General features: G+C 72.9%; 12 protein-coding genes and 2 tRNA genes. 6 read left to right on the plus strand and 8 right to left on the minus strand.

Going from position 1 to position 14,425, the window contains the following annotated elements; translation table 11 throughout:
- The first annotated feature begins 337 nt into the window (after positions 1 to 337).
- Positions 338 to 1,645, plus strand: coding sequence for a sensor domain-containing protein (locus tag ACF07V_RS12780; RefSeq protein WP_392153661.1), 1,308 nt, complete (start codon positions 338 to 340; stop codon positions 1,643 to 1,645).
- Positions 1,576 to 2,238, plus strand: coding sequence for a response regulator (locus ACF07V_RS12785; protein ID WP_392153662.1), 663 nt, complete (start codon positions 1,576 to 1,578; stop codon positions 2,236 to 2,238). Before ACF07V_RS12780 ends, ACF07V_RS12785 begins: the two co-directional genes overlap by 70 nt.
- 186 nt (positions 2,239 to 2,424) lie before the next feature.
- On the opposite strand, the gene ACF07V_RS12790 is transcribed toward ACF07V_RS12785, so the two are convergent.
- Positions 2,425 to 2,498: transfer RNA gene (locus ACF07V_RS12790), tRNA-Lys, on the minus strand.
- Positions 2,499 to 2,574: 76 nt separating this feature from the next.
- Positions 2,575 to 3,333: an IclR family transcriptional regulator gene (locus ACF07V_RS12795; protein ID WP_017237127.1), complete on the minus strand. Its 759-nt coding sequence runs from the start codon at positions 3,331 to 3,333 to the stop codon at positions 2,575 to 2,577.
- 359 nt (positions 3,334 to 3,692) lie between these two features.
- Here ACF07V_RS12795 and ACF07V_RS12800 point away from each other — a divergent pair, with 359 nt between their 5' ends.
- Together ACF07V_RS12800 and ACF07V_RS12805 are read left to right on the plus strand one after the other, a co-directional pair.
- Positions 3,693 to 4,820 carry an LLM class flavin-dependent oxidoreductase gene (locus tag ACF07V_RS12800; RefSeq protein WP_392153664.1) on the plus strand — a complete coding sequence of 376 codons (1,128 nt, stop codon included), beginning with the start codon at positions 3,693 to 3,695 and terminating at the stop codon, positions 4,818 to 4,820.
- 245 nt (positions 4,821 to 5,065) lie between these two features.
- Positions 5,066 to 6,760 (plus strand): glycosyl hydrolase family 18 protein, encoded by a 1,695-nt coding sequence (locus ACF07V_RS12805; RefSeq protein WP_392153666.1) that lies wholly within the window; start codon positions 5,066 to 5,068, stop codon positions 6,758 to 6,760.
- Between the two features lie 109 nt (positions 6,761 to 6,869).
- On the opposite strand, the gene ACF07V_RS12810 is transcribed toward ACF07V_RS12805, so the two are convergent.
- Positions 6,870 to 8,747, minus strand: a complete 1,878-nt coding sequence (locus tag ACF07V_RS12810; protein WP_392153667.1) for a putative bifunctional diguanylate cyclase/phosphodiesterase — start codon at positions 8,745 to 8,747, stop codon at positions 6,870 to 6,872.
- Positions 8,748 to 9,101: 354 nt separating this feature from the next.
- Here ACF07V_RS12810 and ACF07V_RS12815 point away from each other — a divergent pair, with 354 nt between their 5' ends.
- Positions 9,102 to 10,352, plus strand: a complete 1,251-nt coding sequence (locus ACF07V_RS12815) for a M6 family metalloprotease domain-containing protein (protein ID WP_392154190.1) — start codon at positions 9,102 to 9,104, stop codon at positions 10,350 to 10,352.
- 50 nt (positions 10,353 to 10,402) lie between these two features.
- On the opposite strand, the gene ACF07V_RS12820 is transcribed toward ACF07V_RS12815, so the two are convergent.
- The 4 genes from ACF07V_RS12820 to ACF07V_RS12835 all read right to left on the minus strand — a co-directional run bounded on the left by ACF07V_RS12820 (position 10,403) and on the right by ACF07V_RS12835 (position 12,401).
- A tRNA-Lys gene (locus tag ACF07V_RS12820) sits at positions 10,403 to 10,476 on the minus strand.
- Positions 10,467 to 11,096: a hypothetical protein gene (locus tag ACF07V_RS12825; protein ID WP_392153669.1), complete on the minus strand. Its 630-nt coding sequence runs from the start codon at positions 11,094 to 11,096 to the stop codon at positions 10,467 to 10,469. Before ACF07V_RS12825 ends, ACF07V_RS12820 begins: the two co-directional genes overlap by 10 nt.
- Positions 11,097 to 11,274: 178 nt before the next feature.
- Positions 11,275 to 11,631: a hypothetical protein gene (locus tag ACF07V_RS12830; RefSeq protein ID WP_392153671.1), complete on the minus strand. Its 357-nt coding sequence runs from the start codon at positions 11,629 to 11,631 to the stop codon at positions 11,275 to 11,277.
- Positions 11,632 to 11,783: 152 nt separating this feature from the next.
- Complete coding sequence (locus ACF07V_RS12835) at positions 11,784 to 12,401, minus strand: TetR/AcrR family transcriptional regulator (RefSeq protein ID WP_392153673.1); 618 nt, start codon at positions 12,399 to 12,401, stop codon at positions 11,784 to 11,786.
- 109 nt (positions 12,402 to 12,510) lie between these two features.
- Here ACF07V_RS12835 and ACF07V_RS12840 point away from each other — a divergent pair, with 109 nt between their 5' ends.
- Positions 12,511 to 13,110 carry a peroxiredoxin-like family protein gene (locus ACF07V_RS12840; RefSeq protein WP_392153675.1) on the plus strand — a complete coding sequence of 200 codons (600 nt, stop codon included), beginning with the start codon at positions 12,511 to 12,513 and terminating at the stop codon, positions 13,108 to 13,110.
- Here ACF07V_RS12840 and ACF07V_RS12845 read toward each other — a convergent pair.
- Complete coding sequence (locus ACF07V_RS12845) at positions 13,094 to 14,425, minus strand: AAA domain-containing protein (protein WP_392153677.1); 1,332 nt, start codon at positions 14,423 to 14,425, stop codon at positions 13,094 to 13,096. The two genes, ACF07V_RS12840 and ACF07V_RS12845, sit on opposite strands and share 17 nt — an antisense overlap.

A 14,425-nucleotide genomic window follows, 5' to 3' on the forward strand; every position in this document is an offset into this window, starting at 1 on the left:
ACCCGCAGGTACGGCGCACAAGTGGTGCGGGTCCAGGCGCGGAACGCGGAGGCGCCGCTGAGGGCGCCGTCCCGTGTGCCCACCCGTCCCGCCCCAGCGGGACGATTGCCCACACGGCGGGTGGGCGCCGTCCGGGCGGGTGGGCCCCGCCCCTGCGGGACGATTGCCGACACGGGCGGGGGTGCCGGTCCGGCGGGTGGGCCCCGCTCCTGCGGGACGATTGCCCACACGGCGGTGGGCGCCGTCCAGGCGGGCGCGGGGTAGTCCCAGGCCCACCCCCGCCACACCCCCCAACTCCATGGCCCCACCCCCGCGCCCCGTCCTACCGTTGGCCCCCATGGACCCCCGTACCCCCTGGCAAGCCCTCACCCGCCCCCGGTTCGTCCTCGGGCCCTGGCCCTGGCGGGTCGTCGGCTACCTCGGGTCCGGCGGGCTCGTCGGGGCCGCCGCCGGGCTGGTGCTCCTGGTCCTCGGGGTGTTCTCGCTCTTCCTCGTCGGGCTGCCGCTGCTTCTGCTGGCCGGAATCCCCCTCGGCCGTGTCGAGCGGCTCCGGATGAGGATCGTCGAGCTCGACCCCGTCCCCGACCCGCACCGCCTCCCCGCCGCGCCCGGCCTGGTCGCCTGGCTCCGGACCCGGACGACGGAGCAGGCCACCTGGCGGGAGTTCGCGTACGCCCTGCTGCTCGCCACCGTCCTGTGGCCGCTCGACCTCCTCGCCCTCGCCGTCGGCGTCGGCCTGCCCGTCGCGCTCCTCAGCGCCCCCTTCCGGCTGGCCGCGGACGGCCACGAGACCAAGGTCGTCAAGGCGTACCTGGTCACCTCCTATCCGGAGGCCTTCGCCGCCGCCCTCCTCGGTGCCGTCCTCCTCGTCGCCCTCGCCTATCCGCTCGCGGTCGTCGCCGGCGCCCGCGCCGCTCTCGCCCGGGCCCTGCTCACGCCCCGCGAGGGCGAGCGGCAGGACGGCATCGGCGAGGTCATCGCCTCCCGAGCCCGGCTCGTCGACGCCTTCGAGGCCGAGCGGCGCCGGATCGAGCGCGATCTCCACGACGGGGCCCAGCAGCGCCTCGTCGCCCTCACCATGACCCTGGGCCTGGCCCGGCTGGACGCCCTGCCGGGCGGCCCGCTCGCCGAGCAGTTGGAGAAGGCCCACGCGGAGGCCGGGCAGGTCCTCACCGAGCTGCGGGAGCTGATCCACGGCATTCACCCGCAGGTCCTCGCCGACTACGGGCTCGGCCCGGCGCTCGCGGACGCCGCCGACCGCTCCGCCGTCCCCGTCGACACCGACACCGACGTACTGCCCCGGCTGCCGCGCGCCGTCGAGAGCGCCGCGTACTTCGCCGGCTGCGAGGCCCTCGCCAACATCGGCAAGCACAGCGGCGCCCGCCGGGCGCGGATCACGGCCGGGCACACCGGCGGTGTCCTGCGGCTCGACGTCGAGGACGACGGGCGCGGGGGCGCCGACCCGGCCCGCGGCTCCGGCCTCACCGGACTCGCCGACCGGATCGCGGTCCTCGATGGCACACTGACGATCATGAGCCCGCCGGGCGGGCCGACCCTCCTGCGAGTGGAGATTCCGTGTCCCGCACTGTCCGAAAGCTCCGCGTCGTCCTCGCCGAGGACAGCGTCCTCCTCCGGGAGGGACTGATCGGACTCCTGGCCCGTTTCGGCCACGAGGTCGCCGCCGCCGTCGGTGATGCCGACGCCCTCCGCGCGGCGGTCGAGGCGCACGAGCCGGACATCGTCGTGACCGACGTCCGGATGCCGCCCGGTTTCCAGGACGAGGGCCTGCGCGCGGCGGTCGCGCTCCGCGCCGAGCGGCCGACCCTGCCGGTCCTGGTCCTCAGCCAGTACGTGCAGCGCAGCTACGCCGCCGACCTGCTCGACGCGGGCGACGGCACCGGCGTCGGCTATCTCCTGAAGGACCGGGTCGGGCAGGTGGAGGAGTTCGCGGACGCCCTGGCCCGGGTCGCGGACGGCGGCACCGTCGTCGACCCGGAGGTCGTACGGCAGCTGCTGCGCCGGCACCGGGACCCCCTGGGGGCGCTGACCCCGCGCGAGCGCGAGGTTCTGGGCCTGGTCGCGGAGGGCCATTCCAACGGGGCGATCGCCCGCCGGCTGGTCGTGACGGAGGCCGCCGTCGGCAAGCACATCGGCAACATCCTGGCGAAGCTGGATCTGCCGCCGGCCGAGGACACCCACCGCCGGGTCCTCGCCGTCCTCACGTACCTCCGGGCGTGACCGCCGGGCGCGGGACCGGCGGGTGTGACCTCCGGGCGTGACCGCCGGGCGCGGGACCGGCGGGTGTGACCTTCGGGTGTGACCGCCGGGCGCGGGACCGGCGGGTGTGACCTCCGGGCGTGACCGCCGGGTGCGGGACACGACAAGAAGGCCCCCTCACCGAAGTGAGGGGGCCTTCTCTGTCTGTGCGCCGCCAGGGACTCGAACCCCGGACCCGCTGATTAAGAGTCAGCTGCTCTAACCAACTGAGCTAGCGGCGCCTGCTGACAGAGAAAATACTACCTGGTCCCGAGGGGTGCTCATGACCACCCCTCGGGACCAGGTCCGTCGGCGGCCTCAGATGGCCAGGGACAGCACCACCGGAGCGGCCCGACGGTTCAGCGTGTCGGCCGCCGCGCGCAGCCGGTGGGCGTGCTCGATCGGCAGGGAGAGCGCCAGGCAGCCCACGGCCGAGCCCGCCGTCAGCGGGACGGCCGCGCAGACCGTGCCCACCGCGTACTCCTGGAGGTCGAGCACGGGGACGGTGGCCGGCTGGCTGTCGAGCTTGGAGAAGAGGATCCGCTCACTGGTGATCGTCCGGGAGGTCAGCCGGGCGATCTTGTGCCGGGAGAGGTGGTCCCGGCGGCCGTTCTGATCGAGCTGGGTGAGCAGACACTTGCCGACCGCGCTGGCGTGCGCGGCCGAGCGGAAGTCCACCCACTCGTTGACCTTGGGTGTGCGCGGGCCGTCGGCGAACTGGGTGATCTTCACTTCGCCGTCGATGTACCGGCTGATGTAGACCGCTGCTCCGACGGAGTCGCGGAGCTCGGTCAGGGTCTCCTGGAGCTTGGCCTCCAGGGCTTCGCGGCGGGTCAGGCCGGAGCCGAGGAGGACGAGGGAGTCCCCGATCACATACGCGCCGTCGGCTACCTGCTCGACGTACCCCTCGCGGCGGAGCATGAGGAGAAGTGAGGACAGGTGGGCGACGGGCAGGCCGGTCTCGCGCGCGATCTGGACGTCTGTCACTCCGCCACCGTGCCGTGAGACCGTCTCGAGGACGCGAAGGGCGTACTGCACCGAGTGGAACGGCGCGGTGGGCTCGGGCTTCAGCGCCACGGTTTCCCCCTACCAGGTTGTGACCGCAAGCTTTCGTACCACGATAGCCGCCAAGGACCGTTTACGGGGCGGCTGTTGGCGAGAATGATGCGGAGCACCGGGCCCCTGGGCTGGGCTTCGCCACTCTGGCATATGCCCATGTCATGGGTGGTGCGCAGAGCCTCAGGTCAGGGGCGTGCGCCGGGGTGTCGGGCGTCGGTGTTCGGCCACGGGGCCGGAGGAGAAATTTTCGCCGCGGGACGCCGCGGGACGCCGTGGGACACCGTGGGGTGCCGTGCGGCAGAAGAAGAGGCGTCGGGAAGGCCGCGGCGGAATAAGCGGAGGCGCCCTCCTGTTGTTGCTCGGATGTATCTGGCCAGATGCATCCGGAAGCATCTGCCCGTGTGCCGAGGAGGGCCCCGACGGTGACCGACGCTATTCGAGGAGAGGCGCGGGGGACCGCGCCCGTACCCCTGTCCGTACTGGACCTGGTGACCGTCGGCAGCGGGCGGACCGCGACCCAGGCGCTCGCCACCAGCGTCGAGCTGAGCCGGCTCGCCGAGCGGCGCGGCTTCCACCGGCACTGGGTGGCCGAGCACCACTCCATGCCCGGGGTCGCCTCCTCCTCCCCGGCCGTGATCCTCGCCCACCTCGCGGCGCACACCCGCCGCATCCGGCTCGGCTCGGGCGGCGTCATGCTGCCCAACCACGCCCCGCTCGTCGTCGCCGAGCAGTTCGGCACCCTGGAGGCCTTCGCCCCCGGACGGATCGACCTCGGCCTCGGCCGCGCGCCCGGCACCGACGGCGCGACGGCCGCCGCCCTGCGCCGCAGCGACACCCTCAACGAGGGGGCGGACGATTTCCCCGAGCAGCTCGCCGAGCTGACCCGGTTCCTGGACGACGACTTCCCGGACGGGCACCCGTACGCCCGGATCCACGCCGTGCCGGGGCCGGTGCAGGGCCCGAAGGGGCGGCCGCCGATCTGGCTGCTGGGCTCCTCCGGCTTCAGCGCCCGCCTCGCGGGTCTGCTCGGGCTGCCGTTCGCCTTCGCCCATCACTTCTCGGCCAGGAACACGATCCCGGCGCTCGACCTCTACCGGGACTCGTTCCGGCCCTCGGGGGTGCTCGACGCCCCGTACGCGATGATCGGAGTCTCGGCCTTCGCCGCCGAGGAGGCGGCGCAGGCCCGCCGCCAGGTCCTCGCGGGCGCGCTCGCGATGCTGCGGCTGCGGACCGGCCGGCCCGGTCTGGTGCCGACGCCGGAGGAGGCGGAGGCGTACGGATTCAGCCCCGCCGAGCGGGAGTTCGTGGACGGCTGGCTCGCGAACATCGTGTACGGCACCCCGGACGAGGTCCGCACGGGCCTGGACGACCTGCGGAAGCGGACGGGCGCGGACGAGCTGATGATCACGGCCAACGGGCACGGCGGCGAGGAGCGGGTGCGGAGCTACGAGCTGATCGCCGACGCGTACGAGCTTCCGGAGCTGCCGGAAGTTCCCGAGCCGTAAAACCCTGATGTCGGGGGCCGGTTGGTTCACTCCCGAACGAACCACCGTCCTCCCCTAAGCGAACCTTAAACCGCTCGTCACCGATGGTGGCGAGCGGTTCCGTTTTGTGCTTCACGGCTCTGACAAGGGCTTTCTTGCTCAAATTGGTCTAGTCCTCAATCTGGTTCAGACCATTGACGCGCTGTTCATGCGGCGGATATCACTGCTCCAACTTCCGTACCGCCACCCCCTTCCGGAGGCAGCACGTGCACCCCCGTAAGCCCTTGATCGCCGCGCTCCTCAGCTCGGCCCTCGCCGCCGGCGCCCTCGCCGCCACCGCCGGCCTCGGCTCCGCCCAGGCCGCCGAGACCACCACCACCGCCTCCACGGGCGGCGTGAAGATCGCGTACTACGACCAGTGGAGCGTCTACGGGAACGCCTTCTACCCGAAGCACCTCGACGAGCGGGGCATCGCGGCGAACCTCGACGTCATCAACTACTCGTTCGGCAACATCCACCCCACCGACCTCACCTGTTTCGAGGCCAACAAAGCCGCGGGCGACGACAACAACCCCAGCGCGGGTGACGGCGCCGGCGACTCGTACGCCGACTACCAGAAGTCCTTCTCCGCGGCGGACAGCGTCGACGGCGTCGCCGACAAGTGGGACCAGCCGATCGTGGGCGTCTTCAACCAGTTCAAGGAGCTGAAGGCGAAGCACCCCCAGCTGAAGATCAACATCTCGATCGGCGGCTGGAGCTACTCCAAGTACTTCTCGGACGCGGCCAAGACCGACGCGAGCCGCAAGAAGCTCGTCGCCTCCTGCATCAAGCAGTACATCCAGGGCGACCTGCCCGTCGAGGGCGGCTTCGGCGGCCCCGGCACCGCGGCCGGCATCTTCGACGGCATCGACATCGACTGGGAGTACCCCGGCTCGCCCGACGGCCACCTCGGCAACCACTACGCCCCCGAGGACAAGCAGAACTTCACGCTCCTCCTCGCCGAGTTCCGCAAGCAGCTCGACGAGTACGGCGCGGCCCACGGCGGCAAGAAGTACCTCCTGACCGCCGCGCTCCCGGCCGGCCAGGACAAGATCAAGAACATCGAGACGGACAAGATCGGCGCGTACCTCGACTACGCGAACATCATGACGTACGACATGCACGGCGCCTGGGACGGCGACGGGCCGACGTACCACCAGTCCCCGCTGTACTCCGGCACGAACGACCCGACCGACGTCATCAAGCCGGGCACCGAGAAGTACTCGATCGACAACGCGATCGACTCCTGGATCGACGGCAAGCCGGCCTACGGCATCACCGGCGGCTTCCCGGCGAACAAGCTGACCCTCGGCTACGAGTTCTACTACCGCGGCTGGAAGGGCGTCCCCGCCGGGACCACCAACGGCCTCGCGCAGACCGCCACCGGCGGCTCCAACGCCCGCCCGCTGAGCCAGGCGGCCGGCATCGCGTACTACAAGGAGCTCGGCGGCATCGTCGACAACGCCGCCACCACCTTCTGGGACGACCAGGCCAAGTCCGCGTACTTCTTCAAGGACGGCGAGTTCTTCACCGGTCTGGACAAGCGCACCATCCAGGCCCGCGCCGACTACGCCCACCAGCGCGGTCTCGCCGGCGCGATGATGTACTCGCTCCTCGGCCTCGACGCCAACGCGACCCTCTTCAAGGACATCGTGACGGCGGTCGGCTCGTCCCCGACGACCCCGACCACGCCGCCCACCACCCCGCCGACGACGGAGCCCACGACCCCGCCGACCACCACCCCGCCGACGACGCCGCCCACGGGCTGCACCGCCCCGGCGTACGTGGCCGGCACCGTCTACACCGGCGGCAGCCTCGTCTCCCACAAGGGCCACACCTGGAAGGCCCAGTGGTGGACCCAGAACGAGGAGCCGGGCACGACCGGCGAGTGGGGCGTCTGGAAGGACCAGGGCGCCTGCTGATCCTCCGCCCCGCGTGAACCACTGCCCCGCATGATCCACTGCCCCGCATGAACCACTGCCCCCGCCCGGAATGTCCCTCCGGCCGGGGGCAGTTCCATGCCCGCGGGCCTCACGCCGGCTGCGGCTCCGTGCCGATCAGTTCGGCGATGCGGTCCGGGGCCACCGCCCGTGAGTACAGCCAGCCCTGCCCGGTGTCGCAGCCGATCCGGCGCAGCCGGCTGGCCTGCCCGGCCGTCTCCACGCACTCGGCGGTCACGGTGAGACCGAGCCGGTGCGCGAGGTGCACGAGCGCCTCGACGATCAGCTCGTCCGCCGGGTTGGCGTGCTCCTCGTCCTGGAAGCCGCGGACGAAGGAGCCGTCCAGCTTCAGCACCGAGACCGGCAGCCGGCTCAGATAGGCGAGGTTCGAGTAGCCGGTGCCGAAGTCGTCGATCGCGATCCGCACCCCCATGTCGCTCAGCGCCTGGAGCGCCTGGATCGGCCGGCCGTTCGAGCCCATCACGGCGGACTCGGTCAGCTCCAGCTGGAGCAGGTGCGGCGCGAGGCCGGTCTCCGCGAGGATGCCGGCCACGTCCGCGACCAGGTCGGAGTCCCAGACCTGACGGACCGCCACGTTGACGCTGACGAAGATGGGGCGCTCGCGCGGATGGTCCTTCTGCCACTGACGGGCCTGCCGGCAGGCGGTGTTGAGCACCCACCGCCCCAGCTCCACGATGGAGCCGTCCTCCTCGGCGATCCCGATGAACCGATTCGGCGCGAGCGAGCCGAACTGCGGGTGGTTCCAGCGCACCAGCGCCTCCACCCCGCGCACCGCCCCGTCGGCCAGGTCCACGAGCGGCTGGTACTCCAGGGCGAACTCCCCGCGCTCCACGGCCGGCCGCAGGGTGGAGGAGAGCGCCTGCCGGGTCATCCGGTGGGCGTTGCGCTCGGGGTCGAAGAGCGTCCAGCGGGCCTTGCCGTCGGCCTTCGCCCAGTACAGCGTGGTGTCCGCGGCCTGCATGAGGGCGGTCGCCGTCGTCCCGCGGCCGGTCCGCTCGACGACGCCGATGGAGGCGGAGACGGAGAGCCGTCGGCCGCCCAGGTCGAAGGGGCGCTGGAGCGCGTCGAGCACCGAGCGGGCCAGGTCGGCCAGTTGTTCCGTGCCGGTGGAGTCCTCGACGAGGATCGCGAACTCGTCGCCGCCGAGCCGTGCCACGAGGTGGCCGCCGTTGCGGGTGTAGCCGTCGCTGTCGGCGCACTCCGTCAGGCGGGTGGCGACGGCGGCCAGGAGCCGGTCGCCGACCCGGTGCCCGAGGGTGTCGTTGACCGCCTTGAAGCCGTCGAGGTCCAGGTAGCAGAGACCGATCCGCCCTGTTCTGCCATAGCCGTACGACTCGTATGACTCATGGGATTCGTGTGACGGGACGACCGGTTCGGTTCTCGCGGCGGCGTCCTGGGCCGCGGTCTCCAGGGCGGCGGAGAGGCGCTCGAAGAACAGCGCGCGGTTGGGCAGCCGGGTCACCGGGTCGTGCATCTGGAGGTGGCGCAGCCGGGCGTGGAGCTCGCGCCGGTCGCTGATGTCCGCGATGGACAGCAGTACGCGCCGGCTGTCGGGCACCGGGGCGACGGTGACCTCGGCCCAGAGCGAGCGCCCGTCGGCGTGTTTGAGGCGGCGGGTGCAGCGGAAGCGGGAGCGGCGGCCGCCGAGCACCTCGCGGTAGGCGTGCCAGGTGCGACCGTCGGACGCGAGGTCGACGAGGTCGGCCGCGGCCTGCTGCCGGAGGGCCGAGGGCTCGGCGCCGAGGAGGGTGCCGAAGGAGTCGTTGGCGAGGACGACGACGCCGTCCTCGTCGACGACGGCCATGGCGAGCTGGGCGACCCGGAAGGCGGCGCGGCAGTCGCTGAGTTCGGCCGCCCGGCGCGCGAGGTGACGCTCCGTGAGTGCGGGCTCGGCCGCGTGTGTCTCCGCCGGCTCTGGGTGCACCGGTCCTTCGGGGGTTCCGTTCACCGCTCGCTCCCGTGTGCAGTCGGGCCGGTCACATGTGGTCGGGATGGTCGGCCAAGGAAGAGTGAGCCGATCATAGAGCCAGCCGGGGGAGCCTTCCAGCTCCGAGGCCGAGGTGACGGAGTCCGGCTGCTGTGAGGCGGCCCACCGCGACAGCCCGCCCGATCGTTTCTGCGCAGGTCTGACACGGGCCGTCGGGGTCATGACCGAATGTGACTTTCCGTGAGCTGAAGCGCGCTCGTGTCGCGTCGACCCCGTGGCGGACCCTCACCCGACCGGGGCAGCGGAAACATGCGAAACGCCGCGAACCGGCACAAGGTGGGTGGGGTGTCCCGCATTCCCGATCCGGAGGTCCACGTGAGGGCTCAGCAGCCACCCGGGGGAGTGGAACGCCCACGGCTGCGTGCCGGCGCGGCGGCCTTCACCTCGCTCGCCGCCCTGGCCGCCACCGGGCTCGTCGCGGGCCCCGCCGTCGGCGCGTCCTCGGCGAGTCCCTGCGCCCTGCCCCGTACCGCAGCGCACCACTCGCTCGGCCTCGACACCTGGAACGGCTCCTACCCGCGCCCGAACCGGACGCTCGACGCGGTCATGATCTTCCTGTCCTTCCCGGACTCCGCCCCGCTCACCGAACCGGCGGAACTCGCCGCCGACCACTTCCCCGCCACCAGCGAGTTCTTCGACCGCGCCTCCTACGGGCGCTTCAGCCTGCGCCCGCACCCCCGGGCCGGCTGGACCCCGATGCCGCACGAGTCGGGCGACTACGACATACGGCGGGACTGGGACGCCGGGAAGCGGGCCGCCTACCTCCGCGACGCGATCGCCGCCGCCGACAAGGACGTCGACTTCTCCCGGTACGACATCGTCTACCTGGTCGCCGACCCGGACGCGCCCGGCGTGGACTCCGACGCGACCAAGGTCGTCAACCTGGAGCACCCGCTGGAGGCCGACGGCACCGAGATCAAGCGCGTGGTCACCGTCTTCGAGCGGCACCCGCCCGACCGCAACGTCCTCGCCCACGAGACCGGCCATGTCTTCGACCTGCCCGACCTCTACCGCCGCCCGCTGGACGGCAAGGGCGACTGGGACACCTATGTGGGCGACTGGGACGTCATGGGCAGCCAGTTCGGGCTCTCCCCGGACCTCTTCGGCTGGCACAAGTGGAAGCTCGGCTGGCTCTCCCGCGCCCAGGTCACCTGCGTCCAGGGTGCCGGGGCCCGGCTCGTCAGCCTGGAGCCGACCGACGTCCCGCCGGCCGCCGGCGGCAGTCTCGGCACCCGGCTCGCCGTCGTCCGCACCGGCCCCGACAGCGTCCTCGCGATCGAGGCCCGCAGCAAGGCCGGGAACGACGCGGACACCTGCACCGAGGGCGTCCTCGTCTACCGGGTCCGCAACGGCGCGGCCTCCGGCGACGGCCCGGTCGAGGTGGTGGACGCGCACCCGGACACCGAGGCGTGCGTCGAGCGCTCCGTCTACCCGCCGCTCGCGGACGCCCCCGTCGAGGAGGGCGAGACCCTGACCGTGCCCGGGACGGGGGTCCGCGTGGAGGTGCTGGAACGCACCGGGTCCGGCGTCTGGAACGTGAAGATCACCCCGCCCGGCAGGGGGTGACCCGGAACACGAAGAAGCCCCCCGCTTCCGCGAGGGGCTTCTTCCGTCTGTGCGCCGCCAGGGACTCGAACCCCGGACCCGCTGATTAAGAGTCAGCTGCTCTAACCAACTGAGCTAGCGGCGCCTGCTGACGTCGTAGACATTAGCATCCGGATCGGCGGGAGGAAAAATCGATACCCGCACGTCGGCGGCGGAGGCCGCCCGGACGGCCCGCACGCAGGCCCAGAGCACGACCTCGGGGCCGGGCAGCCACGGGCTCCGGGAGTCGGGGGCCACCAGCCAGCGGGGTCCGGAGGGGCCGGACGGCACGAGCGGCGGCACGGTCACCGCGTCCCCGAGGCCGTGACAGAGCGGCCGGGGGACCGCCTCCCCCCATTCCTCCCAGTCGAGCAGGGCCGGCAGCCGCTGCGCCGTCCCCGGCGCGGCGAACAGCATCATCCGGCCCCGGTGCATCGCCACGGGCCCCGAACCCGGGCCCTCCTCCCACAGCCGGTCCAGCATCCGGCGCCCGAAGACCGGGTCCACGTTGACGACGTCGAAGACCGTGCCGCAGGGCAGCGCCGCCGGAGAGGCCGGCCGGGACTCCCAGCGGGTCAGCGCGGAGCCGTCGCGACCCCCGGCGGCCGAGGCGAGCCAGGAGGCCCCGTCGGCGGTCACCCGGGCCGTCTGGTGCCGTCCCTCGTCGCCCTCCCGGAGGAACCGGAAGATGTCGTGCGGGGTCTCGTCGCGCAGCCAGGTCGTCATGGAGCAGGTCTACCGGGCGTGACGTCGCGATTGCCGAGTGTTCCCGGAATCCCGGACAGGAGGGGTGGGCGAGGAGTATCGTGCCCCCTCGGCATATGCCAGGGGGGCTTTTTCGGTCAGATGTACGTCTCCGGGCCAGGCGGTGCGGCCTCGCCCGGGAGGGCCGGTCCGACGCGGCTCAGTCCTCCGACGGGCGGCCGTTCGTACGGATCAGGTCCTGGCCGAACTCGATCATCCTCCGGGCGTAGTCCTCGGTCCACTCCGCCCGCTCGGCGACGTCCGCCGCCGTCAGCCGGTCGAACCGGCGCGGATCCGCGAGCTGCGCGGCCGCGATCGCCTGGAACTCGGTCGCCCGGTCCGTCGCCGCCCGGAACGCGAGCGTCAGCTCCGTCGCCCGGGACAGCAGCTCGCGGGGATCCTCTATCGACTCCAGGTCGAAGAAGTGCTCCGGATCGGCGGTCGCCTCGGCAGGCTCGAAGATCAGCGGTGCCGGCCGAAGCCTCCGCTGTGCGCTCCGCTCCGCGGGTTCCGCCATCGTTCTTCTCCTCCTCGCACAGGCACGGCCCGGAGACCCGGGCCACCTTCCATTGTCCCGCGCCCCGCAAGAGCGCGAAGCCTTCCCCGTGCGCCCCGCCCCGCGCGCTGCCCCGTGCGCCCCGCCCCGCGCGCTGCCCCAAGCGCCCCGCCCTACGCGCTGCCGAGGCCGCGCAGGAGCAGGCGCAGGCCGCCGAAGAACTCCTCGTCCGGGCCGATCGCGCGGGCGTCGCGCGCGGTCTCGGCGAGCCGGGGGAAGCGGTCGGCGGGCAGTGCGGCGATGGCCTCCGTGCCCCGGCCGGCGAGCGGCCCGAGGTGTTCGAGCTGGATGGCGCCGGTCACGTACCCGTGGAGCGCGCGCAGGGCGACGACCCGGTTCCCGCCGTCGATCCCCGCCCCGGCGAGGATCCCGAGCACGGTCTCCGACCAGCGCAGGCCGCCGGAGGCCCGGTGCCGGTGGGTGACGGTCAGCGGGATGGCCGCCGGATGCCGCACGACGGCGTCGCGCAACCGCGCCACCATCAGCTCGACGCGGTCGCGCCAGGGGATCTCCGGGGCGGGCGGCGTGGTGTCGACGGCGGCCAGGATCCGCTCGACCACGAGCCCTTCCAGCTCGTCGCGGTCGGCCACGTACCGGTAGAGCCCCATGGTGCTCATGCCGAGCTCCTTGGCGACCGTGCGCATGGAGAGGGCGGCGAGGCCGTCGCGGTCGATGACGGCGAGGGCGGCGGCGGCCGGCTGGTCCGGGGAGAGGGAGCGGGGGCGGGGCATGGTGGTTGACAGCGTACGCCCTACGCCTACGCTGTTAGGAGTACGGCGTACGCCTACGCTTTCGGGGGTACGCCCGTATGCCTCCGTGCCTCCCCGAGGAAGGTGTCCCATGCGCTCAGCCCCGACCCCGCCCCGCACGCACGGCCGTCTGCGGCCCGGCCGGTCCGTCCCCGCCCGGACGCTCGCCGCGGTCCTCGGGCCCCCGCTCACCCTCCCGGACCCCGAGCGCCCCACCCACGTCCAGTTCCGGCGCTTCGCCGGCTGCCCGGTCTGCAACCTGCACCTGCGGTCGGTGGTCCTGCGGCACGAGGAGATCGAACGGGCCGGGATCCGGGAGGTCGTGCTCTTCCACTCGCCGGCCGAGGAACTCCGCGAGCACGTGGAACACCTGCCGTTCCCGGTGGTCGCCGACCCCGACCGGCTGCTGTACGCGGAGTTCGGCGTGGAGTCCCACCGCCGGGCACTGCTCGACCCGCGCGCCTGGCCGGCCATCGTCCGGGCCGTGCTCAGCGGCACCTGGCAGGTCCTCCGCGGCCGGGAACACCTCCCGGCCACCACCCAGCCCGCCGGCCGGCTCGGCCTCCCCGCCGACTTCCTGATCACCCCGGACGGCCGGATCGCCGCCGCGAAGTACGGCGAACACGCCTACGACCAGTGGTCCGTGGACGAACTCCTCACCCACGCGGCCGCGCTCAGGGCGTCCAGCTGACCCGGTGTTCCTCCAGGTGGGAGAGGACCGCGTGGTTCGCCTCCCAGCCGTCGGGGAACGACACCGCGACCCCCAGCCGCACCGGATCCGTCGACGGGTGCTCGTCGAGGAGCTCCGCCACGCCCGCGCGGCACACCACGATGCACGCGTGCCGGTGCCGGGAGGCCAGCACGCACAGCCGGCCGGTCTCCAGGTGGAAGGCGGTCGCGTCCGGGCGGCCCGACAGCGGGTGCAGGACGACCGTCACGTCGTACTCACGGCCCTGGAGCCGGTTCGCGGTGTCCACCGTCACGCCCGCCACGCCCAGGTCCGCGAGCGCCGCCCGGACCGCCGCCGCCTGGTCGCGGTGGGCGGTGCCGACGGCGACACGGTCCGGGGTGAGCGGGACCGCGGTCTCCGAACGCTCCGAGACCGCCGCGCCGCCCCGGTCCAGAAGCCGGCGCACGATCAGGGCGATCGCCCCGACCGCCTCCGGATCGGTGCGCGGGGTGTGCCGGGCCGGGAGTTCCAGCAGGCCCCAGCCGGACTCGGCGGCCTCGTCGAGGACCCGGTCCGTCCCCGAACCGTCCGAGGCCACCCCGAAGGACAGCTTCCGGTCCCCGTGCCCGGTGCCGCTGCGGAACGGCGTGTACGGGTAGAACGCGTCCGACACCAGCGGCGCCGCCGAGGCGGGCAGCCGCCAGGAGACCGGCAGCCGGTGCTGCGGCAGCTCCGGATTGTGCGCGAGCAGCGTGGACACGGCGCTCGCCGACGGGTCGTACGAGAGCCCCGCCCACTGGTCCGCGCCCACCACCGAGAACGGGTCGAGCTGCCCGGGGTCGCCCACGAACAGCGCCCGCTCGAAGAGGCCCGCCACCGCGAGCAGCGCGTCCGAGCGCATCTGGTACGCCTCGTCGACGATCGCGTGCGCCCACGGCTCGACGTTCTTCACGTGCCCCCACTTGGCGGCCGTGGACAGCACGACCGGCAGCCCGGTCAGCTCGCCCGCCTTCGCGGACTTCCGTACGTTGGCCAGGTCGTCGAGCGCCTTGTCGTACGGGTCGGAGTCGCTCGAGTGCAGTCGGCCGACCTCCAGGTCCGGCTCCTTCTCGGCGAGCCGCAGCACCAGGTCGTCCACCTGCGCGTTCGTCTGGGCGACCACCATCAGGGGCCGTCCCGCGGCGGCCAGTTCGAGGGCGGCACGGACCACGAGCGTCGACTTCCCGGCGCCGGGCGGGGAGTCCACGACGACGCCGCGCGCGGTGCCGTGCAGGGTGTCCGCGAGGATGGCGGACGTCGCGCGGGCGGCCTCCGCGGACGGGTCGAACACGGTCAC

This window comes from Streptomyces sp. NPDC015661 (genome assembly GCF_043077765.1).
In the GTDB taxonomy this organism is placed as follows: domain Bacteria; phylum Actinomycetota; class Actinomycetes; order Streptomycetales; family Streptomycetaceae; genus Streptomyces.